Origin of the sequence: Achromobacter spanius (genome assembly GCF_003994415.1) — a bacterium.
GTDB classification, from domain to species: domain Bacteria; phylum Pseudomonadota; class Gammaproteobacteria; order Burkholderiales; family Burkholderiaceae_B; genus Achromobacter; species Achromobacter spanius_C.
Window position 1 is genome coordinate 6,546,440 of record NZ_CP034689.1, and the last position, 25,275, is coordinate 6,571,714.

Annotated in this window: 19 protein-coding genes and 1 pseudogene; 5 read left to right on the forward strand and 15 right to left on the reverse strand. The window is 64.3% G+C overall.

Features of this window, described 5'->3' with window-relative positions:
* Positions 1-90 precede the first annotated feature (90 nt).
* From ELS24_RS30045 to ELS24_RS30060, 4 genes and pseudogenes are all read right to left on the reverse strand, one after another.
* Positions 91-399: a DUF4148 domain-containing protein gene (locus ELS24_RS30045; protein WP_050448321.1), complete on the reverse strand. Its 309-nt coding sequence runs from the start codon at positions 397-399 to the stop codon at positions 91-93.
* 106 nt (positions 400-505) lie between these two features.
* Positions 506-813, reverse strand: a pseudogene (locus ELS24_RS30050) (DUF4148 domain-containing protein).
* A 111-nt stretch (positions 814-924) separates the two neighbouring features.
* Positions 925-1,233, reverse strand: coding sequence for a DUF4148 domain-containing protein (locus ELS24_RS30055; protein WP_050448319.1), 309 nt, complete (start codon positions 1,231-1,233; stop codon positions 925-927).
* A gap of 321 nt (positions 1,234-1,554) precedes the next feature.
* Complete coding sequence (locus tag ELS24_RS30060) at positions 1,555-2,532, reverse strand: helix-turn-helix transcriptional regulator (protein ID WP_050448318.1); 978 nt, start codon at positions 2,530-2,532, stop codon at positions 1,555-1,557.
* A 143-nt stretch (positions 2,533-2,675) separates the two neighbouring features.
* On the opposite strand from ELS24_RS30060, the gene ELS24_RS30065 reads away from it, so the two are divergent.
* On the forward strand, positions 2,676-4,883 hold the full coding sequence (locus tag ELS24_RS30065; RefSeq protein WP_127186162.1) for a TonB-dependent siderophore receptor: 2,208 nt from the start codon (positions 2,676-2,678) through the stop codon (positions 4,881-4,883).
* 112 nt (positions 4,884-4,995) lie between these two features.
* On the opposite strand, the gene ELS24_RS30070 is transcribed toward ELS24_RS30065, so the two are convergent.
* On the reverse strand, positions 4,996-6,162 hold the full coding sequence (locus tag ELS24_RS30070; protein WP_127186163.1) for a mandelate racemase/muconate lactonizing enzyme family protein: 1,167 nt from the start codon (positions 6,160-6,162) through the stop codon (positions 4,996-4,998).
* Between the two features lie 112 nt (positions 6,163-6,274).
* On the opposite strand from ELS24_RS30070, the gene ELS24_RS30075 reads away from it, so the two are divergent.
* Positions 6,275-7,174: a LysR family transcriptional regulator gene (locus tag ELS24_RS30075; protein WP_127186164.1), complete on the forward strand. Its 900-nt coding sequence runs from the start codon at positions 6,275-6,277 to the stop codon at positions 7,172-7,174.
* 119 nt (positions 7,175-7,293) lie between these two features.
* Here ELS24_RS30075 and ssb read toward each other — a convergent pair whose 3' ends face one another.
* Both ssb and ELS24_RS30085 read right to left on the reverse strand, forming a co-directional pair.
* A complete protein-coding gene (gene ssb, locus ELS24_RS30080; RefSeq protein ID WP_046802916.1) occupies positions 7,294-7,815 on the reverse strand; it encodes a single-stranded DNA-binding protein in 522 nt (173 codons plus the stop codon).
* A gap of 356 nt (positions 7,816-8,171) precedes the next feature.
* Positions 8,172-9,356 (reverse strand): MFS transporter, encoded by a 1,185-nt coding sequence (locus ELS24_RS30085; RefSeq protein ID WP_127186165.1) that lies wholly within the window; start codon positions 9,354-9,356, stop codon positions 8,172-8,174.
* A gap of 195 nt (positions 9,357-9,551) precedes the next feature.
* On the opposite strand from ELS24_RS30085, the gene uvrA reads away from it, so the two are divergent.
* Positions 9,552-12,407 (forward strand): excinuclease ABC subunit UvrA, encoded by a 2,856-nt coding sequence (uvrA, locus tag ELS24_RS30090; protein ID WP_417219380.1) that lies wholly within the window; start codon positions 9,552-9,554, stop codon positions 12,405-12,407.
* 34 nt (positions 12,408-12,441) lie between these two features.
* A complete protein-coding gene (locus ELS24_RS30095; RefSeq protein WP_127186167.1) occupies positions 12,442-13,104 on the forward strand; it encodes a glutathione S-transferase family protein in 663 nt (220 codons plus the stop codon).
* Between the two features lie 30 nt (positions 13,105-13,134).
* Here ELS24_RS30095 and ELS24_RS30100 read toward each other — a convergent pair whose 3' ends face one another.
* The 3 genes from ELS24_RS30100 to ELS24_RS30110 are packed head-to-tail and all read right to left on the reverse strand — an operon-like array spanning position 13,135 to position 15,857.
* Positions 13,135-14,262 carry a deoxyguanosinetriphosphate triphosphohydrolase gene (locus ELS24_RS30100; RefSeq protein ID WP_050448349.1) on the reverse strand — a complete coding sequence of 376 codons (1,128 nt, stop codon included), beginning with the start codon at positions 14,260-14,262 and terminating at the stop codon, positions 13,135-13,137.
* Between the two features lie 24 nt (positions 14,263-14,286).
* Positions 14,287-15,363, reverse strand: coding sequence for a 3-dehydroquinate synthase (gene aroB / locus ELS24_RS30105; RefSeq protein WP_127186168.1), 1,077 nt, complete (start codon positions 15,361-15,363; stop codon positions 14,287-14,289).
* Entirely contained in the window at positions 15,360-15,857 is a 498-nt protein-coding gene (locus ELS24_RS30110; protein WP_230693797.1) for a shikimate kinase, read from the reverse strand. Before ELS24_RS30110 ends, aroB begins: the two co-directional genes overlap by 4 nt.
* 258 nt (positions 15,858-16,115) lie before the next feature.
* Between ELS24_RS30110 and ELS24_RS30115 the strand changes: the two genes are divergently transcribed.
* Positions 16,116-18,560, forward strand: coding sequence for a penicillin-binding protein 1A (locus ELS24_RS30115; RefSeq protein ID WP_050448309.1), 2,445 nt, complete (start codon positions 16,116-16,118; stop codon positions 18,558-18,560).
* Positions 18,561-18,617: 57 nt separating this feature from the next.
* On the opposite strand, the gene ELS24_RS30120 is transcribed toward ELS24_RS30115, so the two are convergent.
* From ELS24_RS30120 to ELS24_RS30140, 5 genes are all read right to left on the reverse strand, one after another.
* Positions 18,618-20,270, reverse strand: coding sequence for an ABC transporter ATP-binding protein (locus tag ELS24_RS30120; RefSeq protein ID WP_240669410.1), 1,653 nt, complete (start codon positions 20,268-20,270; stop codon positions 18,618-18,620).
* A 1-nt stretch (position 20,271) separates the two neighbouring features.
* A complete protein-coding gene (locus tag ELS24_RS30125; protein WP_127186169.1) occupies positions 20,272-21,168 on the reverse strand; it encodes an ABC transporter permease in 897 nt (298 codons plus the stop codon).
* A 10-nt stretch (positions 21,169-21,178) separates the two neighbouring features.
* Positions 21,179-22,120, reverse strand: coding sequence for an ABC transporter permease (locus ELS24_RS30130; RefSeq protein WP_127186170.1), 942 nt, complete (start codon positions 22,118-22,120; stop codon positions 21,179-21,181).
* A 6-nt stretch (positions 22,121-22,126) separates the two neighbouring features.
* A complete protein-coding gene (locus ELS24_RS30135; protein WP_127186171.1) occupies positions 22,127-23,731 on the reverse strand; it encodes an ABC transporter substrate-binding protein in 1,605 nt (534 codons plus the stop codon).
* Between the two features lie 69 nt (positions 23,732-23,800).
* Positions 23,801-25,243: an amidohydrolase family protein gene (locus ELS24_RS30140; protein WP_127186172.1), complete on the reverse strand. Its 1,443-nt coding sequence runs from the start codon at positions 25,241-25,243 to the stop codon at positions 23,801-23,803.
* Positions 25,244-25,275 lie beyond the last annotated feature (32 nt).

Genomic DNA, 25,275 nt, shown 5'->3' on the forward strand with positions numbered 1-25,275 from the left:
GGTGGCCGCCCTAGTGTGTGGACCGAAGCCCGTGCGAACCCCGGCCGGGAAACATCCCGCCCCCCGGGGTTCGCATGTGCCGGCATCGGCTTAGCCTTGCACGGGCGGGTAGTCGAGTTCGCCGGTGTCGGTCAGGCCTTGGGCACGGGCGGCAGCCAGTTCCTGCTTCACTTGGGCGCGGGTCTTGTCGGCGCCGACGGCGGCAAACGCGGTCGCGGATTCGCCTTCTTCACCGAACACCAGTTCACCATTGGCGCGGGCGTTGGCTAGCTCTTGCTGCACTTGGGCGCGCGTCACGGTGCTGGCGGTGTTCAGGGGAGGCGGGTAGTCCAGTTCGCCAGCTTGGGCGACGCCGATAAACGAGGCGGACAGGATCAGGGCGGATACGAGGGTCTTCATGGTTGATCTCCAGTAAGGATCAGTGCTGCGTCAGTTGAAAGAGTCAGGGTGGGTAAACACGTTGCAGATGCTATCTATGCCTAGATAGATAAGGCTTCAAAAAAACTCAGCCTTGCACGGGCGGGTAAGCCAGTTCATTGCTTTCGGTCAGGCCTTGAGCACGGGCATCGGCCAATTCCTGCTTCACTTGGGCACGGGTCTTGTCCGAGCCAGCATCCGCAAACGTCGTGGCGGCGTAGCCTTCTTCACCGAACTCCAATTCGCCATTGGCACGGGCGGCGGCCAGTTCTTGCTGCACTTGAGCGCGCGTCACGGTGCTGGCGGTGTTCAGGGGGGCGGGTAGTCCAGTTCGCCAGCTTGGGCGGCGCCGATGAACGAGGCGGACAGGATCAGGGCGGATACGAGGGTCTTCATGGTTGAACTCCAGTAAGGATCAATGTTGCTAAACGTGGGTAAGGTCGTTACGGCTATCGGGTAATGCTGGAAGGGCTATCTATGCCTAGATAGATAAGGCTTCAAAAAAACTCAGCCTTGCACGGGCGGGTAAGCCAGTTCATTGCTTTCGGTCAGGCCTTGAGCACGGGCGGCGGCCAATTCCTGCTTCACTTGGGCGCGGGTCTTGTCCGAGCCGGCATCCGCAAACGTCGTGGCGGCGTAGCCTTCTTCGCCGAATTCCAGTTCGCCGTTAGCGCGGGCGGCGGCCAGTTCTTGCTGGACTTGAGCGCGCGTCACGGTGCTGGCGGTATTCAGTTCGGGCGGGTAGTCCAGTTCGCCAGCTTGGGCGGCGCCGATAAACGAGGCGGACAGGATCAGGGCGGATACGAGGGTCTTCATGGTCAGTTCTCCAGATGGAATAAGTGAAAAGTGCTTCAGTTGAGTTTGGGTTACGATCACTAGCTATCTACTTATAGATAGATGCTGCGATAAATAAAAAGGGCCAATCAAAATCGTCCTGCTGTATTTCTGGTTTCGGCGGCAGCGGTGTTTCCTGGGTGTTGCCTGTACTGACTTGCTGCGTTTGCTGCTTGTGCTGCGTCGATGGATGAATCTTACCTACTACTAGATAGACAACGCAAGTGGGTTTTGTGAAACTAAATATTTCATGGTGCCGGCAAGCAACGCTGTCTCGGCCCGGGGTTGGGGCCAAACCTGGGGCTACCAGGATCGCGGCGACGCGCCATAGCGCAGTTTGAAGACCTTGCTGAAATGGCTCAGGCTGGAAAAACCCACCTCGCCCGCTACCTGCGTGACGCTCATGCCGGCCTGCAACAGATCCGACGCGCGAGCCAGCCGCATGTCGCTCAGATAGGCATGTACCGAACGGCCCACGCATTCGCGCATCAATTGCTGCAGGCGCTTCTCTGACAGCCCTACCGTGCGCGCCACTAGCCCCGGCGGCCAATGTTCCGCGCAGCGGTCCCGCAACAGTTGGCACGCGCGACGAACCCGTTGATGCTCATTTTCCACGGGTCCGGCCAGCGCGTCCGGCAACGACAATAGCTGCACGAATGCCGACAGCATTTCAAGAGACTTGGCGCGATACCAGAGGCGTCGCGCCTCTGCCGCAGACGGTGCATCGCTGGAAAAGCTGCCCGCCAACGCCCGCAATCCGGCTGGCGCGTCCAGCGCCGCAACCAGGGACCCGTGCGCCGGCACGCTGACATCGCGACGAAACCGCTGGCGCAGCAAGCCGATGGGCATCGTGCCACCCAAGCGCGCCAGCGCGTCCGGCGTGTAGCGGATGTCCACCATCCGCACCCGGCGCTTGGCTGGCAGATGCGTGGCCCAGCCCATCACACGCTCGTGATTGAACAGCAGCGCTGCGCCACCCGTCACGCGCAGCGGTTCGCCCCCCTCCAGCGCCAACAGGGCCTCGCCTTCCAGCCACACCTGCATGCCGAACACCGGCGCGCCCGGCGCCGGAATCGTCAAGGTCCGGCCTGGACAACCATCCAACACCACCAGGCTGACGCCCTCATCCACCCGCTGCACCCGCTCGATAACATCTTCCCAGTCGTCGGTGGCAGGCACGGTCGGCAGCGTGCCACGCCACCATTCATGCGGCTTGACGGGACCCGTGCAGGGGTCGGGCAATGACAGAGAGGACAAGGGCGCGGCGGCGCTGGCAGGCATAGGTGTCGGGCGCAAAAAACGGGGCGGCAGCAAAACCGTCAATGGGCGCCGAAGAATCGTCAGACAGAAAAACAGAGATCTGGAATCATGCCGACGCTTAGGAATGATTCTTGTTAATTATAAATTGAACCAGGGGTAACACCGTGTCCTTTTCCAAGAAGCCGCTGCCGTTGGCGCTGTTGGCCGCCCTTGCCGCGTCGCCGGCTCTCGTCGCCGCCCAAACCGCACCGCCTGCCGCAAGCGGAGTGACCACGCTGGCCCCAGTGGTAGTGCAAGGCGCACGCGACGCGTCGCCCACTTCTGGCGCGGACTACGTGGCCACGCGTAGCCGCTCCGGCACCAAGTCAGACGCGGAACTCATCAACACGCCCCAGACCATCAACGTCATTACCCGCAACGAAATGGACCAGCGCGGCGTCACCTCGGTCGCCCAGGCCGTGCGTTACACCCCGGGGGTGATCGCGCAATACGGCGACAACGACGTGCGCTATGACTGGCTGACCATACGCGGCTTCACGCCGTCGCGCTATCTGGACGGCCTGCTGCTGCCCTTTGGCGCGCGCGGCTATTCGCAGCCACGTATCGACACCTATGGCCTGGAACGCATCGAAATCCTGAAAGGCCCGTCGTCCGGCCTATACGGCCAAAGCGCGCCGGGTGGTCTGGTCAACATGACCAGCAAGCGCCCCACCGCCGAGCCACTTAACGAAGTGGTGCTGCAGGCGGGCAGCTTCAACCGGTTCCAGGGCGCGTTCGACTTCTCAGGCCCGGCCGATGAAGAGGGCAAGTTCCTGTACCGGTTGACGGGCACGCTGCGCGACAGCGATACGCAGTATCAACACGTTGACGACGAACGCCAGTTCATCGCGCCCAGCTTCACCTGGCGTCCGTCTTCCGACACCAGCCTGAACCTGAGCGCCCAGTATCAGAAGATCACCAGCCATGGCGGCGGCGGCGCCCCCGTGCTGCCCGTCATCGGCACACTGGAAAAAAGCGACACCGCGGGCTACATCCCGCGCGACCGCTTCGTGGGCGAACCCGGCTACGACATCTTCACCAACGAACAAACCATGGTCGGCTACACGCTCGACCACCGCGTGAACAACACCTGGAGCCTGCGCCAAAGCGCCCGCTACACGAACGTCGACACCAACACGCGGCGGGTGCAGATTGGCGCGATGGTGTCAGACACCCAGGCCATTCGCTACGCCTGGGCCTTTCCCGAAACCTCGCACACCTTCCAGATCGATAACCAGTTGAACGCCAAGTTCAGCAGCGGCCCGATGCGTCATGACCTGACCTTCGGCCTGGACTACCTGCGCGAAAAGTCGCGCTACAACGAGAGCAGCCTGGGCCTGATGCTGCCCCCGGCATCCCCCTTGTTCAACGTGTTCGACCCGGAGTACGGCACCTCGGTGACGCGCCCGGCCACCGCCACGAAGATCAACATGACGCGCACCCAATTGGGCCTGTACGCGCAAGACCAGATTGAACTGGACCGCCTGCGCTTCACGTTCGCCGGCCGCTATGACTGGACCGAAGGCACCACCGACAGCGGCACCGTGGGCAGCGGCGGCCAATGGGGCTGGACGTCGCGCACGGCCGATGCCGACCGCTTCACCGGCCGCGCCGGCGTGACCTACCGCTTCGACAACGGCCTGGCGCCGTACCTGAGCTATTCCACGTCTTTCCAACCGATGACGGGCGTCACCCGCGACGGCTCGGCGCTCAAGCCGACCACGGGCGAACAGTACGAAGCCGGCGTAAAGTTCCAGCCCGATGGCTACGACAGCTTCGTCACGCTGTCAGCCTTCCAGATCACGCAAAAGAACGTCAGCACGCCGGACCCCGTCAACACCAGCTTTGTCGTGCAGACCGGCGAAGCGCAGGTGCAGGGCATCGAACTGGAAGGCAAGGCCAGCTTCGACAACGGGCTGGACCTGACCATGTCGTATGCGTTGAGCGACAGCGAAATCACCAAGACCAACGTGGCCGCGCAACGTGGCAACCAGTTGATCTTCGTGCCGCGCCATCAAGCTGCGCTGTGGGCCGACTACACGCTGCGCGACGGCCCACTGCAGGGCGTAGGCGTGGGCGCGGGCGTTACCTATCGCGGCGGTTTTTATGGCGACTTGAACAACCGCTACGCCATCCCCGCCGTCACGCTGGTGGACGCGGCCATTCGCTACGACCTGGGCCGCGTCAGCCCCACACTGGCCGGCGCGCAGGTGGCGCTGAACGTGTCGAACCTGTTCGACAAGCGCTACGTCGCCAACTGCCTGGGCACCGCCGTCAGCTGCTACTGGGGCGCGGAGCGCACAGTGATGGCGACGCTGCGGTATCGCTGGTAAATCGGGCGGGGATCGCGGGTGATTCGCGGGTGACCTGCTGAGAACGACCCGCTGAGAATGACCCGCTGGGGGTCCGCCGGTGATTCGCCGGCAAACCCTCAGCGGCCCCGGCCTACGCCGACAATTGCCGCATGACGGTGATCAGGTCCGACTTGCCTTCGAAGCCGATGCCGGGCAGCTCCGGCATCGTGACGTAGCCGCCGTCGACTTTCACCCCATCGGGAAAGCCGCCGAAGGGCTGGAACAGGTCCGGGTAGCTTTCGTTGCCGCCCAGCCCCAAGCCTGCCGCAATGTTCAGGGACATCTGGTGGCCGCCGTGCGGAATGCAGCGGCTGGCCGACCAGCCGTGCTGCTTCAGCATGTCGAGCGTGCGCAGATACTCCACCAGCCCGTAGCTCAGCGCGCAATCAAATTGCAGCCAATCACGGTCCGGGCGCATGCCGCCATGGCGGATCAGATTGCGCGCGTCCTGCATCGAAAACAGATTCTCGCCCGTCGCCATGGGGTTGGCGTAGTAGTTGCGCAGCGTGGCCTGCAACTCGTAATCCAGCGGGTCGCCCGCCTCTTCGTACCAGAACAGGTCGTACTGTGACAGCGCCTTGGCGTACTGGATGGCGGTGTCCAGATCAAAGCGGCCGTTCGCGTCCACCGCCAGCTTCTGCCCATCTTGCAGCACGCTCAAGATGGAATCGATGCGGCGCAAATCCTCGTCCAGCGACGCGCCGCCAATCTTCTTCTTCACGACCGTGTAGCCACGGTCGATATAGCTGCGCATTTCGTCCTTGAGCTTGCCGTGGTCCTGGCCCGGGTAGTAATACCCACCCGCCGCGTAGACAAACACGCGACGGTTGGCCTGGCCGTTGCCGTAGCGGTCGGCCAGCAACTGAAACAGAGGCTTGCCCTCGATCTTTGCGACCGCGTCCCACACCGCCATGTCGATGGTGCCGATAGCCACCGAGCGCTCGCCATGGCCGCCCGGCTTTTCGTTCGTGAACATGGCGTTCCAGATCTTGTGCGGATCCAGGTTCTTGCCCGTCGCGTCCACCAGCGATTCAGGATCCGCCTCCATGACGCGCGGAATGAAGCGTTCGCGCATCAGCTTGCCCTGGCCGTATCGGCCATTTGAATTGAAGCCGTAGCCCACCACCGGCTTGCCGTCGCGGATCACGTCGGTGATCACGGCGACCAGGCTCAGCGTCATCTTGCTGAAATCGATATAGGCGTTGCGGATGGGCGAGCTGATGGGCAGCGTCTGTTCGCGGATCTCGACGATTCTCATGGGTGTCTCCTGATGCGCCGGGTGTGACGGCGTAGTGGCATGGGGAACCGCTAGCGTAGAGGCGAATACCCGCACTAAGATTCACCATTATTCATTTGATTATTTACTTTCAGTGAAAACCGACATCGCGTCCGAACTGGAGTTCTTCATCCACCTGGCCCGGCTGGGCAGCCTGTCCGCCGCCGCGCGCGAGCTCAACCTGACGCCGCCCGCCGCCACCAAGCGCTTGGCGCTGATGGAGCGGCGCCTTGGAGTGCGGCTGGTGAACCGCAGCACGCGCAACCTGAGCCTGACAAGCGAAGGCGAGACGTATCTGTCGCACGCCACCAAGATCCTCGAAGATCTGCGCGACATGGAAGACGCCGTCTCCAGCAGCGGCGCCACCCCGCGCGGCGCGCTGAAAGTGAACGCCACCTTGGGGTTCGGCCGCACCACCATCGCCCCGCTGGTCTCGGACTTTGCCAAGCGCTATCCCGACGTCCAGGTCCAACTGGAAGTCACCGACCGGCCGGTGGATCTGGTGGAAAGCGGCTTCGACCTGGCGATCCGCTTCGGCGAACTGCCCGACAGACGCCTGAGCGCGCGGCGCGTCATGTCCAACCGCCGCTTCTTGTGCGCCGCGCCGCGCTATCTGGACAAACACGGCACGCCCGCCACGCTGGCCGATCTTGCATCCCACCGCTGCATCCTGCATACGCAAAACGATGAGGCGCACGGCGTGTGGCGATTCACCCGCGATGGGGAAAGCGTGGCAATCAAGGTGGATGGAGCCTTGTCCAGTAATGACGGAGATATCGTGCTGGGCTGGGCGCTGGACGGCCATGGCATATTGATCCGCTCGGAATGGGATCTGGCCAAGTATTTGCAAAGCGGACGGCTGCGAGTGGTATTACCCGACTTCACGCTGCCGTCCGCCGACCTCTTTGTGTATTACCCACAACGCAGAAATCAAACCGCCCGGGCCAGGGCGTTTATTGATTATCTGGTTGAGGTGTTCCAGCGGTCGGTGTGACGAGCCCCGCTAACTGCTAACTGCTACACGTCGCGGTTCTTTTTTGTGTTGATCCGGCCCGTCAAAAACAATGCCCCCGCATTGCGGGGGCATGGATTGAAACCGTGCGATAGCCGGGATTAGAACGGAATATCGTCGTCCATATCCGCCAGATTCGCACCGCTGCTGGCCGGGGCCGCAGCAGGCGCCGGGCGCTGTTGCGGGGCCGGGCGTTGCGCCGGGGCGCGTTGTTGTTGCGGGCGCGACGGAGCGTCGTCATAGCCGCCGCCACCACCGTAGCTGGCGCCACCGCCACCGCCGTCTTCGCGGCCGCCCAGCATTTGCATCTGGTCAGCCACCACTTCGGTGCTGTAGCGATCAGCGCCGGTGTCCTTGTCTTGCCACTTGCGCGTCTTCAGACGGCCTTCGATGTAAACCGAACGGCCTTTCTTCAGATATTCGCCGGCGATTTCAGCCAGGCGGTTGTACATGACGACGCGGTGCCATTCGGTTTCTTCGCGGCGCTCGCCCGATGCCTTGTCCTTCCAGGTGGAGGTGGTGGCGATGGACATGTTGCAGATTGCAGCCCCTTCCGGGCTGTAGCGGACTTCCGGGTCGCGACCCAGATTGCCCACGAGTATGACTTTGTTAACCGATGCCATGCCGATGTCCCTCAGTTGTTGACAGCCTGCGCCTGTGCGTTGCCGCGAGCGCGCCGGCAACAACATAAAAAGCGATGTTGAAGACCGGCTTCATGAAACACGCCGGTCATCATGACAATGACCGGCGACGCCTGGGATCCTGATGACCCCTACTTCCGTGAAGCCCTAATTTGGTACGTATTATCGACGAAAAGCCCTCACCACGCCAAACGCGATTCGTGACAAAGCGATCCACCCAGGGAATCCATTTAGAGGCTGTTGGCCGTCATTCGCAGCGCGATCAGTGACGTTTCGGGTGGGGTCGGGGACGCATCACCCGGCCGATCGCCAGCCTTGTATCACCCGTCTCATCACCCTTATGCCAGCGGCCGCAGCGCCCAGGTCACCACCAGCCACACCGCCGACAAAACAGCCGCGCCGATGAACACCGCGCTGGCGCCTGAATGAGCCGCCAGCCAGCCGCCCAACGCGCCGCCCGCGAACAGCCCCGCCGCCTGCGCCGTGTTGTAGAAGCCCAGCGCCAAGCCCTTGTAGGCCTGCGGCGCCACGCGCGACACCAGCGACGGTTGCAGCGCTTCCAGCACGTTGAAGGCGACAAAGAAGCCCGTCAGCGCGATGGCCAACGAGTAGAAACCATGGCTGGCCGCCGGCATCAATGCGCACACCAGCACCAGGCCCGCCACGGCGGCGCGCAAGGCGCCGCGATGGGCGCGGCGTTTTTCCGCCACGAACACCACGGGCACCATCAGCACGAACGACACCAGGATGACGGGCAGATAAACCTTCCACAGCTCGCGCGCGTCAAGGCCGCCTACCTTGGCCAGCAGGGCCGGCACCACGACAAACATCGACACCTGGATCAAATGCAGCACGAACACGCCGAAGTTCAGGCGCAGCAGGTCGCGGTGGGTCAGCACTTCCATCGGCCGGGCGGCTTGCATGGTGCGGGCCTGGGTGCGCGGCACCACGGGCACGACGAAACGCGCCACGGCCAGGCAGATCACGCCCAGGCAGGCAATGGTCCAGAACAGGCCGGACAAGCCCCACCAGCCCACCAGCACGGGCGACAGCACCAAGGACACCGCGAAAGACAGGCCAATCGATGCGCCCACCATGGCCATGGCGCGGGTGCGGACTTCGTCGCGGGTGGCGTCTGCCAGCCAGGCGGTGACGGCGGCCGAGATGGCGCCCGCCCCCTGGATGGCGCGGCCGATGGTGATCCAGTACACGTCATCCGCCTGCGCACAGACGATGCTGCCGGCCACGAACAGCAGCAGGCCGAACAGCACGACGGGGCGCCGGCCCCAGCGGTCGGACGCCAGGCCGAAAGGAATCTGCATGAACGCCTGGGTCAGGCCATACATGCCCAGCGCCAGGCCAACGCGCGCGGGGTCGTCTCCACCCGGCATGCCAGCCGCCGCCACGGCGAACACCGGCAGCAACAGGAACAGCCCCAACATCCGTGCGGCGAACAGGCCGGCCAATGCCACGCTGGCGCGGCGTTCGGAAGGGGTCAATTTCAGTTTGATGTCTGCCGGCATGCGGAAAATTCAACAATGACAAGGGCGGTGCGCGCGCGTGGATGTCACACGCTCACAGTCTGATCTGGCGGTGCGGCGCCGTGGCCCATACAGCCCAAATGGCGGACTGCCTTGAACGCGGGGGGACTCGGCGCGCTATAGTAACAAGTTGGCCTTTGAAACCGCTTAAAAGAGCCTGATGGACACCCGATCGACGTGACAATACGCATACGGGGTGCACGCACCCACAACCTCAAGAACGTTTCGCTGGACCTGCCGCGCCACAAACTGGTGGTCGTCACCGGCTTGTCCGGCTCTGGCAAATCTTCGCTGGCGTTCGATACGCTGTACGCGGAGGGCCAACGACGTTATGTGGAAAGCCTGTCCGCGTATGCCCGCCAATTCCTCCAACTGATGGACAAGCCGGACGTCGACCTCATCGAAGGTCTGTCGCCCGCCATCTCCATCGAGCAGAAGGCCGCCGGCCACAACCCGCGTTCCACTGTCGGCACCATCACCGAGATCCACGACTACCTGCGCCTGCTGTATGCACGGGTGGGCACGCCCTACTGTCCCGAGCACGGCCTGCCGCTACAGGCGCAGTCGGTCAGCCAGATGGTTGACGCGGTGCTGGGCTGGACGCCCGAAACGCGGCTGGCCGTGCTGGCGCCCATTGCGCGCGGCAAGAAAGGCAGCTTCGAAGACGAATGCGCCAGCCTGCAGGCGCAAGGCTATGTGCGTTTGCGCGTGGACGGGCAGTTGATGGAAATCGACGGCATGACGCCGTTGAAGAAGACCGAAAAGCACGACATCGACGTCGTCATCGACCGGCTGCGCATCAAGCCGGAAAGCAAGCAGCGCCTGGCGGAAAGCTTCGAAACCGCGCTGCAACTGGCCGACGGCCGCGCGCTGGCGCTGGACATGGACAGCGAGCACGAACAGGTGTTCTCCAGCCGCTACGCCTGCCCGGTGTGCAGCCACAGCCTGCCCGAACTGGAGCCGCGCCTGTTCAGCTTCAACAACCCGATGGGCGCCTGCCCCAGTTGCGACGGCATCGGCCAGGTGGGCTTTTTTGACCCCAAGCGGGTCGTGGCCTTTCCGGAACTGAGCCTGGCCGCTGGCGCCATCCGTGGCTGGGACCGCCGCAACGCCTTCACGCATTCGCTGTTGGCCAGTCTGGCGGCGCATTACGAGTTCGATATTGAAGCCCCGTTTGAAGAGCTACCCGAAGCGTTGCGCGACAAGGTGCTGTACGGCTCGGGCGAAGAAGAAATTTCGTTTCTCTACCTGAATGAAAAAGGCCGCAGCACGGTCAAGCGGCATACCTTTGAAGGCGTGATCCCGAACCTGGAGCGCCGCTGGCGCGAAACGGACTCGGCGACGGTGCGCGAAGAACTGGGCAAGTACCGCAATATCAAGACCTGCCCCGACTGCGCGGGGTCGCGCCTGCGTCCCGAAGCCCGCAACGTGCTGATCGGCCACGATCCGCGCGGCGGCGAGCGCCACGGCCAGGCTATCTATGAAGTCGAGGCCATGCCGCTGTCGGGCTGCCTGGCCTGGTTCCGCGACCTGAGCCTGACCGGGGCCAAGCAGGAAATTGCACAGCGCATCGTGCGCGAGATCGAAGCGCGGCTCAGCTTCCTGAACAACGTCGGCTTGAATTACCTGTCGCTGGACCGCAGCGCCGACACCATTTCAGGTGGCGAGGCCCAGCGCATCCGGCTGGCCAGCCAGATCGGCTCGGGCCTGACGGGCGTGATGTATGTGCTGGACGAACCCTCCATCGGTCTGCACCAGCGCGATAACGACCGCCTGATCGGCACCTTGCAGCACCTGCGAGACCTGGGCAACAGCGTCATCGTGGTCGAGCACGACGAAGACATGATCCGCATGGCGGACTGGGTGGTCGACATGGGCCCGGGCGCGGGCGAGCACGGCGGCGAAGTGGTGTCGCAGGGCGATCCAGAAACGGTGCAGCGCGATCCGAATTCGCTGACCGGCCAGTACCTGAGCGGCGCGCGCGAGATCGCGATTCCCGCACGCCGCCCGGTCAACGACGAACTGCCCTGGCTGACCCTGAGCGGCGCCAGCGGCAACAACCTGAAAGACGTTGAACTGCGCGTGCCTGCTGGCCGCCTCGTCTGCGTGACGGGCGTATCGGGTTCCGGCAAGTCCACGCTGATCAACGACACGCTGGCAGTCGCCGTGTCGCGCCAGTTGCATCACGCGCAAAGCGAACCCGCCCCCTACGTGTCGATGCAGGGGCTGGACAATTTCGACAAGATCATCAGTGTGGACCAAAGCCCCATCGGCCGCACGCCGCGCAGCAACCCGGCAACCTACACCGGGCTGTTCACGCCCATCCGCGAGCTTTTCGCGGGCGTGCCCGAGGCGCGTACCCGCGGCTACGATCCCGGCCGATTCAGCTTCAACGTCAAGGGCGGGCGCTGCGAAGCCTGCCAGGGCGACGGCGTGGTCAAGGTGGAAATGCACTTTCTGCCCGACATGTACGTGCCCTGCGACGTGTGCCACGGCAAGCGCTACAACCGCGAAACGCTGGAAATCCGCTACCGGGGCCGCAACATCAGTGAAGTGCTGGACCTGACGGTTGAGCAGGCGCTGGAATACTTCGAGTCCGTGCCGGCCATCTCGCGCAAGCTGCACACGCTGATTGACGTTGGCCTGTCCTACATACGCCTGGGCCAAAGCGCTACCACGCTGTCGGGCGGTGAAGCGCAGCGCGTGAAGCTGTCGCTGGAACTATCGCGCCGCAGTACCGGACGCACGCTGTACATCCTGGACGAACCCACCACCGGCCTGCACTTCCGCGATATTGAATTGCTGCTGCAAGTGCTGAACCAGTTGGTCGACAGCGGCAACACCGTGCTCATCATCGAACACAACCTGGACGTCATCAAAACGGCGGACTGGCTGATCGACATGGGTCCGGAGGGCGGCGATGGCGGCGGCTACGTGGTGGCGCAAGGCACGCCGGAAGACGTCGCGAATACGCAAGCCAGCCACACCGGGCAATACCTGGGCAAGCTGCTGCGACGCAACGCAAGCAGGTAGATCGACTTATCAACACCCCGCGAGAAACCACGCCATGTACACCCTGATCATCGGCAACAAGAATTACTCTTCGTGGTCCTTGCGGCCGTGGCTGGCGTTACGAGCCACGGGCATCGCCTTCACTGAGCAAAAGCTCGCGTTCTTCACGGAAGAGTTTTCGCGCAAGGTGGGTGCGGTGTCACCCGCCGGGCTGGTGCCGGTATTGCTGGACGACGACTTCGCCGTGTGGGATTCGCTGGCCATTTGTGAATACGTGGCCGAACGGCATCCAGATGCCGGGCTATGGCCCAAGGATGCCAAGGCCCGCGCCCGCGCGCGTTCGCTGGTGGCGCAAATGCACAGCGGCTTCGGCGCCCTGCGCAACGCCCTGCCGATGAATATCGAAGCGCATCTGCCGGGCATCAAGCTGCCCGAGGCCGCCCAACAAGACATCTCGCGCCTGCAAGCCATCTGGCACGACACTCGTGCTGAATTCGGCCACGGCGGCCCGTTCCTGTTCGGCGCATTCTCGATTGCCGACGCATTTTTCGCGCCGGTGGTGTCGCGCTTCACCACCTACGGCATCGCTGCCGCGGGCGCCGTGCGCGACTACATGGATGCGGTCCTGGCATTGCCGGCCATGCAGGATTGGATGCGGGATGCGCGCGCCGAAGCCACGTTCGTGCCCGAAGACGAACCCTACCGCAGGCACCGCTAAGCAAGCACCGCGCGCGGCCAGCCCGCCGCTTCAGCCCATCTCGAACAGGCGCTTGTGTTCTCGGATGGCGTAGCGGTCGGTCATGCCGGCGATGTAATCGGCAATGGCGCGCGCCTGCTCGTTGAACACCGGGCGCCGGTAGTCTGGCGGCAGCAGCCTCGGGTCATCAAGAAACGCCCCGAAAAGCTCACGCACGATGCGGCGCGCCTTGGCCGTCATGCGCAGCACCTGATAGTGCCGATACAGGTTGTCGAACAAGAACTTCTTCAGGGCATCGGCCTCGCGCCGGATGTCGTCCGAAAACCCCGCCAGCGGCGGTGAGCGGCGCACGTCGTCCACGCTGGCCGGCGCCGCGTCGCGGATGCGCGCCAGCGAGGTTTGCGTCAAATCGACGATCAACGTGTTGATCATGCGGCGGATGGTTTCCGCCACCGCGCGGCGCGGCGCCAGGCCCGGATAGCGGTCCAGCACATAGGCGTGATGCCGTTCGAAGATCGACACGTCCTGCAGTTGCTCAATCGTGATCAACCCGGAGCGCAGGCCGTCGTCGATATCGTGGTTGTTGTAGGCGACTTCATCGGCCAGGTTGGCCAGTTGCGCTTCCAGCGATGGCTGCGTGCGGTTCAGGAAGCGTTCGCCCACATCGCCCAACTGGCGCGCGTGTGCGGCCGAGCAATGCTTGAGGATGCCTTCGCGCGTTTCAAAGCAAAGGTTCAGGCCGTTGAAGTCCGCGTAGCGCTCTTCAAGCTCGTCCACCACACGCAGGCTTTGCAGGTTGTGCTCAAAACCGCCCGCCTCGGGCGCCAGTTCGCGCATGCAGGCGTTCAGCTCGTCCTGCCCTGCGTGGCCGAAGGGCGTATGGCCCAGATCGTGCGCCAGCGAAATGGCTTCGGTCAGGTCTTCCGACAGTTTCAGGCTGCGGGCCAGCGTGCGCGCAATCTGCGCCACTTCCAGGCTGTGCGTCAGGCGCGTGCGAAAGAGGTCGCCTTCATGGTTGACGAAGACCTGGGTCTTGTACTCCAGCCGGCGAAACGCGCCGGAATGCACGATGCGGTCGCGGTCGCGCTGAAATTCGGTCCGGTTCTCGGGCGGCGGCTCTGCCGTTTTCCGACCACGCGATTGAGACGGGTCGGATGCGTAAGAAGCCAGTTCATTCATCTGCAACACCGTCTCCAATCGCGGTTACTGGGTGGTTCGGGACAAGACGGCGCGCACAGCGTCGTCGGGGGCCGCGCGCATGAAGGCTTCGCCGATGCGCGGCATGAGCACGTAACGGATGGACCCGCCTTCCGTTTTCTTGTCGACCTGCATCAGGTCCAGCCAGCGGTCGGCGCCCAGGTCGGGCGCCACGACCGGGCAGCCGATGGCGGCCACCAGCGCGCGCACGCGCTCGACATCGGCGCGGTCAAAGCCGGCCACGTCGGCAGACAATTCCGCCGCCTGCACCATGCCGCAACCGACGGCCTCGCCGTGCAGCCAGGCGCCATAACCCAGGCCGGATTCAATGGCGTGGCCGAAGGTGTGGCCCAGGTTCAGGATGGCGCGCAAGCCGGATTCGCGTTCGTCCTTGCCCACCACCTGCGCCTTCAGTTCGCACGAACGGCGGATGGCATGGGCGACGGCCTGCGGGTCCAGCGCGCGCAGCTTCGCGGCGTTTTCTTCGCACCAGGTCCAGAAATCGGGGTCCAGGATCAGGCCGTACTTGATGACTTCGGCCAGCCCCGCCGACACTTCCCGCGCGGGCAGGGTGTTCAGCACATCGGTGTCGATTTCGACCGCCACGGGCTGGTAGAAGGCCCCGATCATGTTCTTGCCCAGCGGATGGTTGACGGCGGTCTTGCCGCCCACGGACGAGTCCACCTGGGCCAGCAGGGTGGTGGGCACCTGCAGAAAGCGCACGCCGCGCATGTAGACGGCGGCCGCAAAGCCCGTCATGTCGCCGATGACACCGCCGCCCAACGCCACCAAGACGCAACGGCGGTCCAGGCGGTGGGTCAGCAAGGCGTCGAAGATCAGGTTCAGCGACTGCCAGTCTTTGTAGGCCTCGCCATCCGGCAGTTCGATGCGCAACACGCGCTTGCCGGTGCGCGCCAGCGCCGCTTCGGCGCGTTCGCCGTACAGCGCCGCCACCGTGGGGTTGGTCACAACCGCAATCGCGGTGGCGTCGGCGGGAATGCACTGGTCCAGGGCATCGATGCGGCCGGGGCCGATGTGGATCGGATAGCTTCCGCCCGGGGTGTCGACGTCAACAACGTTCATATGCGCTTCTCAAAGGCTTGTAATTGCGGCAGCAGCGCCTTGACCAGGGTGTGGATGGGCGTCGCGCCCGTTTCCACGACCAGATCGGCCACTTCTTTATAGAGGGGTTCCCGCAGGGTCATCAGGTCCCGCAGGGTGCCGCGGGGGTCCGCCGTGGCCAGCAAGGGCCGGTTGCGGTCGCGGCAGGTCCGGCGGAATAATTCGTCCACGCTGGCCCTTAAATAGATGACAATTCCGCGCTCGCGCAGCCGCTGGCGATTTTCAGCGGCGAGGATGGCGCCACCGCCCGTGGCAAGAATTATGTTGCGCCGTTGGGTACACTCCTCCAAGGCGGCGGACTCTCGGCGACGAAAACCGGCTTCGCCCTCGATTTCGAAGATAACCGGCACCCGAACGCCGCAACGCGCCTCGAGCTCATGATCCAGATCCATAAACTCGCGCCCCAACGCACGCGCCAGACTACGGCCTATGGTGGTCTTGCCCGCGCCCATCATCCCCACAAGGAAGACAGGCAGATCGTGCGGCAACGGCACCGTCTTGCCTGTGCATTCGATGGCGCAAGGCACGTTTTCGGGCGCCTCGCCAGTGGGCGCTGGGTCCGGGTCAGCTTCCGGACATGAGTGGGCGGAAAAGTTCATGCCGGCATTATCACATCTGCCGCCAGTTGCCCGCGCACCACACAGAACAATCTTGTTACAGAAACCGATCCTTCTCGCTGAGATGGGCCCGGAGATACCCGTAAAATCGCCGCGATGAGCAAGCCCCAGAATTCCTCCAAGAAAGACAAGCCCGCCAAGAGCGGCTCCCCGATCCTGCGATTCTTCGTAAAAACCGGCATCTTCTGTGTCGGTCTGTTCCTGTGCGGCGTATTGCTGGCCGCAATGGCGCTGGCGCTGGCTTGGCCCAACTTGCCAAACCTGAACGCCATGACGGACTATCGCCCGCGGGTGCCGCTGCGCGTCTACACGGCGGATCGCGTCCTGATCGGCGAGTTCGGCGAAGAACGCCGCAACGTGCTGCGCTTCAATGAGATTCCCGACGTCATGAAGTCGGCGGTGCTGGCGGCCGAGGATGACCGCTTCTACCAGCACGGCGGGATTGACTGGATGGGCGTGGTGCGGGCTGGCCTGACCAACCTGATCAACATGTCGAAGACGCAGGGCGCCAGCACGATCACAATGCAGGTGGCGCGCAACTTCTACCTGTCGTCGGAAAAGACCTATTCGCGCAAGTTCTACGAACTGCTGCTGACGTTCAAGATCGAGAACGAGCTCACCAAGGACCAGATCCTGGAGCTCTACATGAACCAGATCTACCTGGGCCACCGCGCTTACGGCTTCGCGGCCGCATCGCGCGCCTATTTCGGCAAGCCGCTGTCGGAAGTGACGCCGGCCGAAGCCGCCATGCTGGCCGGCATTCCGAAGGCGCCCTCGCGCTTCAACCCGATTTCAAACCGCCCCCGCGCCGAACTGCGCCAACGCTACGTGCTGGGCCGCATGCTTTCGCTGGGCTACCTGACCGAGCCGGAATACAAGCAGGCGATGGCGCAACCCATCGTCATGAAGTCGGCGGAAGGCACGCCAGCCGGCGGTTATGCCATCCATGGCGAATACGTGGCTGAACTGGCGCGCCAACTGCTCTACAACGTCTATCAGGACAACGTCTACTCGCGCGGCATCAACATCTACACCACCGTGCAGTCCAAGGACCAGGAAGCGGCCTATCGCGCCGTGCGTGAAGGCGTGCTGGACTACACCCGCCGCGCGCCCTACCCCGGCCCCGAAGAGCAGTTGGACCTGCCGCCGGGCACCGAGAACAATCCGGCCGCGCTGGATGAATTCCTGGACGGCGTGTTCGACAAGTTCAGCGACAGCGGCGACCTGCTCACCGCCCTGGTGCTGTCGGCCAGCCCCACCGAAGTGAAGCTGGCGCGCAGCTCGCGCGAAATCATCACCATCACGGACAAGAAAGTGCTGGCCGTCGTGGCGCGCGCGCTGAACGACAAGGCCAAGCCCGACCAGCGCATCAAGCGTGGTTCGGTGGTGTACATCCGCAAGTTCGGCGACCACTGGGAAATCATCAACCTGCCGGCGGTGCAAGCGGCATTCGTGGCCCTGACCCCGCAAGACGGCGCCATCCGCGCCATGGTGGGCGGCTTCGATTTCTATCGCGGTAACTTCAACCGCGTGACGCAAGCCTGGCGCCAGCCCGGTTCCAACATCAAGCCGTTCATCTACGCCGCCTCGCTGGAGCGCGGCCTGACCCCGGCCACGCAGATTTCCGACCAGCCGTTTGAACTGACCGCGGCGCAAACCGGCTCCAAGGCCTGGAACCCCAAGAACTACGGCAACCAGTACGAGCCCATGCTGACCTTGCGCCAGGGCCTGTACAAGTCGAAGAACATGGTGTCGATCCGCATCCTGCAGGCCATTGGCCCGCAATACGCGCAAGACTATCTGACCCGTTTCGGCTTCGACAAGGCGCGTCAGCCGCCCGTGCTGCCGCTGGCGCTCGGCGCGGGCTCCGTGACGCCGCTGCAACTGGCGGGCGCGTTCTCGGTGTTCGCCAACGGCGGTTACCGCGTCACGCCCTACCTGATCGACCGCGTTACCGACAGCAGCGGCAAGGTCATCATGCAGTCCCGGCCCGTGGTGGCCGGCGACGCGGCGGCACGCGCCATTGATCCGCGCACCGCCTGGGTCATGGACGACATCCTGCGTGGCGTGGCCACCTACGGTACCGCCGCGCGCGCCCGGGTGCTGCTCAAGCGCAACGACATTGCCGGCAAGACGGGTACCACCAATGAATCCGTGGACGCCTGGTTCTCGGGCTACACCCCGAACCTGGTGGCAACGTCCTGGCTGGGCTTTGACCAGCCCAAGTCGCTGGGTTCGCGCGAAACCGGCGGCGGCGTCGCCATGCCGATCTGGGTCGATTACATGCGGGAAGTGCTGAAGGGCGTGCCGGAAGAAAAGCCGCGCCCCCGTCCCGACGGCCTGATCGTGGAAAACGGCGAGTTCTACTTCTCGGAGTTTCCCCCGGGGCAGGCCGTCGCCCGCCTGGGCCTGCCCGAGGCTGATACGCTGGGTGAATTCCTGAACGGCCTGGGTAGCAGCAACCCGGACACGCAGATCAAGGTGGCACCGGGCGTGGGCACGCAAAACACCGCGCCCTGGTCGCAGAAGATCCCGTTCTGACGCAACAAGGCCGGCCTGGATAGGCCGGCCTTATTACTGCTGACAGCTTCCAGCGCCTTACCGCAGCACTGCTTCGGCCGGCCTGAAACGCTTGAAATCCCAATGCCTGCCTGGCGCGGCGTCCAGCAACTGACGCGTGTAGCCGTCCTGCGGCCGGGTCAGCACCTCGGCCGCCTCCCCTGCCTCGACGATCTGCCCCGACTTCATCACAACGATGGAGTTGCAGATCTGCGCCGCGACCCGCAGGTCGTGCGTAATGAACAGCACCGCCGTGTCGGTGCGGGCGCGTATGTCTTCAATCAGTTCCAGCACCTGCGCCTGTACCGACACGTCCAGCGCGGACACCGCCTCGTCGGCGATCAGGATGTCGGGCCGCAGGGCAAGCGCCCGCGCGATGCAGATGCGCTGGCGCTGCCCGCCCGAAAACTGATGCGGATAGCGATCCATGGTGTCCGCCCCCAGCCCGACGATATCCAGCAGCTCGATGGCTCGCGCCCGGGCTTCGTCTTGCGGCACGCCAAAATTGCGCATGCCCTCGACAATGGAATCGCCCACGCGGATGCGCGCATTGAGCGAGCGGTACGGATCCTGGAACACGACCTGGATGCGTTTGCGCACGGGATGAAATTCCCGTTTGCTGGCGGTGGCGATCTCGGTACCGTCTAGGCGCACGCTGCCTGAACTGGGGTCGATCAGGCGCGCGATGCAGCGCGCCAGGGTGGACTTGCCCGAACCCGACTCGCCCACGATGCCGACGATCTCTTTCTTGCGCAGCGTAAAGCTGACGTCGCGCACGGCGTGCACCGCGCGCCTGGCCTTGAAAAAGCCGCGTTCGGCATAGGTCTTTTGCAGCCCCTTTACCACCAGCACGGGTTCGCCTTCAGGCGTCTGCCGCGCTGCCGGCGCCAGGCCCGGCACCGACGACACCAGCATGCGCGTGTAGGCCTCTTTCGGGCGCGCCAGGATCTCGTCGCGGGTTCCAACCTCCACCAGCCTTCCACGGTTCATCACCGCAATGCGGTCGGCAATCTCGGCCACCACGCCGAAGTCGTGCGTGATGAACAACACCGCGGTGTTGTGCGACTTCTGCAGCTCCAGGATCAGCGCCAGAATCTGCTTCTGGGTCGTCACGTCCAGCGCGGTGGTGGGCTCGTCGGCGATGAGCAGCTTGGGGTTCAGGATCAGCGCCATGCAGATGACGATGCGCTGGCGCTGTCCGCCAGACAACTGGTGCGGATAGGACTGGTAGATGCGCTCCACGTCCGGCAACCGCACCGACTCCAGCATGTCCAGGATCTTGCGCTTGCGGGCGGCCGCGTCCAGGCCGCTATGGGTACGCAGCACCTCGTCGATCTGCCAGCCCACCGTGCGCACGGGGTTGAGCGCCGTCATGGGTTCCTGGAACACCATGGACATGCGGGTGGCGCGCAGTTCCCGCAGGCGCTCCGGCGTGCACGCCAGCACATCTTCGCCGTCAAGCAGGATGCGGCCGGCACTGGCCCGCAGCGCGTCGGGCGCCAGCAGGCCCATCACCGAAAACGACGTAACGGATTTGCCCGATCCGGATTCCCCGACCACGCACAGGGTTTCACCGGCGTGTATGTCGAAACTGATGCCTTCGACCACGTGGCGCGGCTCATCCGCCGGCGCGCCCACCAGCGCCACCGACAGGTTCTGCACTTGCAACACCGGCATTGTGGAATCGTTCATGTCAGACCCTCCGTGCCATCTTGGGATCCAGCGCGTCACGCATGGCGTCGCCCAGCATGTTCACACTAAGCACGATCAACGCCAGGAACAGGCCCGGCAGCAGGATCAGCCCAGGCTTGATCTGGAAGTACATGCGGCCCTCGGCAATGACGTTGCCCCAGGACGGGAACTCCGGCGGCATGCCCACGCCCAGAAAGCTCATGACCGCCTCGGACAGCATGGCGGACGCGAAAATGAAGGTGCCCTGCACGATCAGCGGCGCCACCGTGTTGGGCACCAGATGGCGCATCATCAACACGTGCGTGGGCGTGCCCAGCGAGATGGCGGCTTCCACATAGGGCTCGTCGCGCAGGCTCAGGATCAGGCCACGCACCAGGCGCACCACGCGTGGAAATTCAGGCACGGCAATGGCGATCAGCACCGTCAGCATGCTGGCGCCGGTCACCGCAACCAGCGCGATGGCCAGCAGAATACTGGGCACGGACATGATGCCGTCCATGACGCGCATGATGACCATGTCGGCCGCGCGAAAGTAGCCGGCGATCACGCCCAGCAGCAGGCCCGGTATCAACGCGGCCACGGCGGTGCCCGCGCCGATCATCAGCGAGATGCGCGCGCCGTGAACCACGCGCGACAGCACGTCGCGGCCGTAGGCGTCGGTGCCGAACCAATGCTCGGCCGAAAAGCCCTGCAGGCGCTGCACAGGGTTGATGGCCATCGGGTCGGCCAGGCCCAGCAGATTGGCCAAGATGGCGGCCAGCACGATGATCGCAAGCATCACCAGCGCGGCCATGACCGGCCAGGTGGACAGCGTGCGCATCAGCGCGGACCTGGGTCGTTTGCGGATGGCGGGCGCGAGGCCGGCCCCACCCGCTATCGAGTGTATGGAAGTGGACATGCGGGTTCCTTCAATAACGGATGCGCGGATCGAACACCGAGTACAGGACGTCGATGGTCAGGTTCACGCCGATGTAGACCAGCGAGAACAGCAGGATCAGCCCCTGGATCAGCGGATAATCCCGGGCCAGCACGGACTCGACCACCAGCCGGCCCAGGCCGGGCAGGTTGAACACCGACTCCGTGACGACCACGCCGCTGATAAGCAGCGCGATGCTGACGCCGATCACGGTGATGATGGGCACGGCCGCGGTGCGCAGCGCGTGCGCCATCATCACGGCGCGTTCGGTAATGCCCTTGGCGCGCGCGGTGCGGATGAAGTCTTCGCCCATCACTTCCAGCACGCTGCTGCGCGCGATGCGCGCAATCAGGGCGACAAAGCCCGTGCTGAGCGCAAGGGTGGGCAGCAGCAGTTGCATGCCGAAGGCCCAAAGGCCCGCCGACGGCGACTTATAGCCCTGCACGGGCAGCCAGCCCAACTTCATGGCGAAGAGCAGGATCAGGGCATAGCCGGTGACGAAGATGGGCACCGAAAAGCCCAGTACCGAAAATGCCATCACCGCCCTATCCGCGCGGGTGCCGCGCCGCCAGGCCGCGAACACGCCCAGCGGCACCGCGATCAGCGTGGACAGCAAGATGGTCGACAGCGCGAGGGCCAGCGACGGCCCCACGCGGCTGCTGATCATCGCGGTGACGGGTGTGCCCGAATGCAGCGACACGCCCAGATCACCCCGCAGCACCTGCCCGCTCCACAGGAAAAACTGGGTGGCCAGCGACCGGTCCAGCCCCATGTGTTCGCGGATCTGCGCCAGTTGCGTCTCGGTGGCCGCATCGCCCGCCAGCATCAGCGCCGGATCCCCCGGCGTCAGCCGCAGCAGGCAGAACACCAGCACGGCCACCGTCAGCACCACGGGAACCGTGGCCAGGATGCGTCTGAGTAGGTAGCTGAACATGCTGGCTTACCGGCTGGCTTTCTTGATGTTCCAGAACACCGGCGCGGGCGATTCCAGCACGCCCGACAGCTTCTTGCTGTAGGCCGCGGCCGTCTCGATCTGGCCCAGTGTGATGGCCACGCCTTCATCCAGCATCACGTCCTGCAACTGCTCGGCGATCTGCTTGCGTTCGGCTTCCGTCGCCGCCACCAGGAACTGGTCGCGCAGCGCTTCCACCTTCGGCACGGTCGGCCAGCCGAACCAGGCCTTCTCGCCGTTGGCCGACACGCCATAGTTGCGCAGCGGATCCATGATTTCGCTGACGTGCCACGTGGTCACGAAGATGCTCCAGCCGCCCTTGGCCGGCACGTCGCGGTTGGCGCGGCGCGACAGCATGGTCATGAAGTCCATGGCTTGCAGTTGCACGTTGAAGCCTGCCTGGCGCAACTGCTGCGCCATCACCACGGGAATGGCGGAGGCCATGGCAATGTCGGTGGCGTGCAGCACCACCACGGGCGTGCCGTCATACTTGGCTTCTTTCAGCAGCGCCTTGGCCTTGTCGATGTTGGACGGCACGATCATGTCGGCGCGCGTATCGCTGGAATAAGGCAGGCCGCAGCCGAACACCGCGCCGCAAGTCTTGAAGAATTCCGGATCGCCTACCTGCGCCTTCAGGATGTCGTCCTGGCCGACCGCGTACATGGCGGCCTGGCGTACCAGCTTGTTGTCGAAAGGCGCGTTGAGTTGGTTGAAGCGGTACATGGGCTGGTAGCCCATCTTGTCCAGCACCCGCAGCGTCAGGTCGGGTGAACTCTTCACCATCGGCACCAGGTCGAAGGGCACGGTCTCGATGTAATCGACCTCGCCGCCCAGCAAGGCGTTCACGGTCGTCATCGGGTCGGCCATGGCCACCCATTCCACGCGGTCCACGTTCACCACCTTGCCGCCCGCCGTCCAGCTGGGCGCTTCCTTGCGCGGCACGTAGTCGGTGTTCTTTTCGTAGACCGTCTTCACGCCCGGCTGGAATTCCTTTTGCACGAACTTGAAAGGCCCCGACCCCGTGTAGTCGGTGATGGCCTGCGCCACCGGCGTCTGCGCCACGCGCTTGGGCATCATGAAGCTGGGCAGGCCGCTGGGCTTGCCCAATGCCGACAACACGTCCGCGGGCTCCTTCAGCACGATCTTGAAGGTCTTGTCGTCAACGACATCCATCGACGTGACCAGCGGCATCAGCTGGCGGCCAGTCTTGTCCGACTGCGCCCAGCGCTGGATCGACGCCACGCAATCCTCGGCTTTCACCGGCGTGCCGTCATGCCATTTCAAGCCATCGCGCAGCGTGAACGTGTAGGTCTTGCCGTCCGGCGAGATCTCCCACTTGTCCGCCATCTGCGGCTGGACCTTGTTGTTCGCGTCCGTCGCCAGCAGCGTGTCGTAGATCATGTAGGCGTGATTGCGCGTCTGGTGCGACGCGGTCAGCACGGGGTCCAGCACGGTCAGCTTGCTGGCCATCACCACCGTCAGCGTTTCCGCCTGCGCGGGCGCCCAGGCTAAGGCGGCGGCGCAAGCCAGCGTGGCGCCGACGCGGCCCAGACCGTAGCGGGTTTCAAGTCTTTCAGCGTTCAGATAAGCCATGTCATTCCCTTGAAGTTTTTATGGATGAACGGGGCCTGTGGCCGGCCCCTTGAGTCGGTAGCGATCGGATCAGACGATGTCGAACGACAGCGGCGACATCTGCTCGGCGCTGCGGCCAGCCACCAGGTCGCGCGAAGGCACCAGCGCCTCGGCGCGGCGCTGGGCCTCGTCCACCTGCTCGGCGGCCTTGCGGTAGTCCAGCGAATGCACCTGCCCCTCATGCACCACACGATGGCCGTCGATGTACACGGTATGCACGGCGCGGTCCGCGGCGGCGTAAACCAGGCTGCGCACCGGGTCGCGTGACGGGCGCATCAAGTGATGCGTCATGTCGACCATCACCAAGTCGGCACGCGCGCCCACGGCGATGCGGCCCAGGTCGTCGCGGCCCAGCGCCTTCGCGCCCCCGACCGTCGCAGCGTGGAACACTTCGCCCGTGGTGACGGCGCGTGGCGTTTGCGCCATCAAGCGGGCCAGATAGCCCACGTGGCGCATTTCCTCGATCATGTTGTGCGGATAGGTGTCCGTGCCGATGCCCAGGTTGATGCCCGCGCGGCGATAGCGCCCGAAGTCGCGCAGCGCCATGCCCCGGCGCATGAAGACCGTGGGACAGTGCGCCACGCTGGCGCCTGTTTCAGACAGAATGGACAGGTCGGTCGCCGTGTTCCAGTGCGTATTCGGATGGTCGTCCACGAAGATGCCGTGGCCCACGATGCTGCCGGGGTCCAGCACACCCAGGCTGTGCAGCCACTGAATCGGCGTCAGGCCATGGCGGCGCGTGATCTCGTGAAATTCCGGCAGCGACTGCGCGGCGTGCGTCTGCCAGCCGATGCCACGGCGCTTCGCCTCCTGGTGGCTGGCCTTCAGCAGTTCCGGCGTGCAGGTGTCGATCTGCGCCGGCACCAGCATGCCCGTCAGCCGGCCGCATGCATGCGCCTCGGCCTTGTCGATCAACGCCAGCGCGCGTTCCATGCCCGCCTCGCCGGCCTTCTCGTTCCATTCGTATTCCACAACATGGCCGTTGCGCGTGTACCAGCGCGCCGAGCGGAACATGGGCGCGATATAAGCCCGCAACCCGCTCTGCACCATGATGTCGATCCACTGCTCGTGCGCCACCGACATATCCACCACGGTCGTCACGCCGGACATCAGCAGTTCGGCGGCGGCCAGCGTCAGTTGCGCGGGCGCGGCCTCGTCGTCGCCTTCCATCGTGGGCATGTACTCGTACAGGTTTGAGTTGTACAGGCCCGCCGATCCGGTCTCGTCCGTGTAGCCCTTGTTGATGGGCTCATGCACCAGATGGCTGTGGATGTCCACCAGGCCCGGCATCACCATCATGCCGCTGCCACTGACGATTTCCGCATCTGGCGCCACCGCCTGCGCGCCCGGCCCGACGTGCGTGATGCGCCCGTCCGCGAACGCCACGTCGGCGTTCTTCATGTAGACGTGCCGCTGGCGTGCTTCGTCCCAGGCAACCACAACATCGGCGTTCTTGATCAAGGTAGTTTTCAACGCAATATCCTCCGAATGAATGACGGGTATCC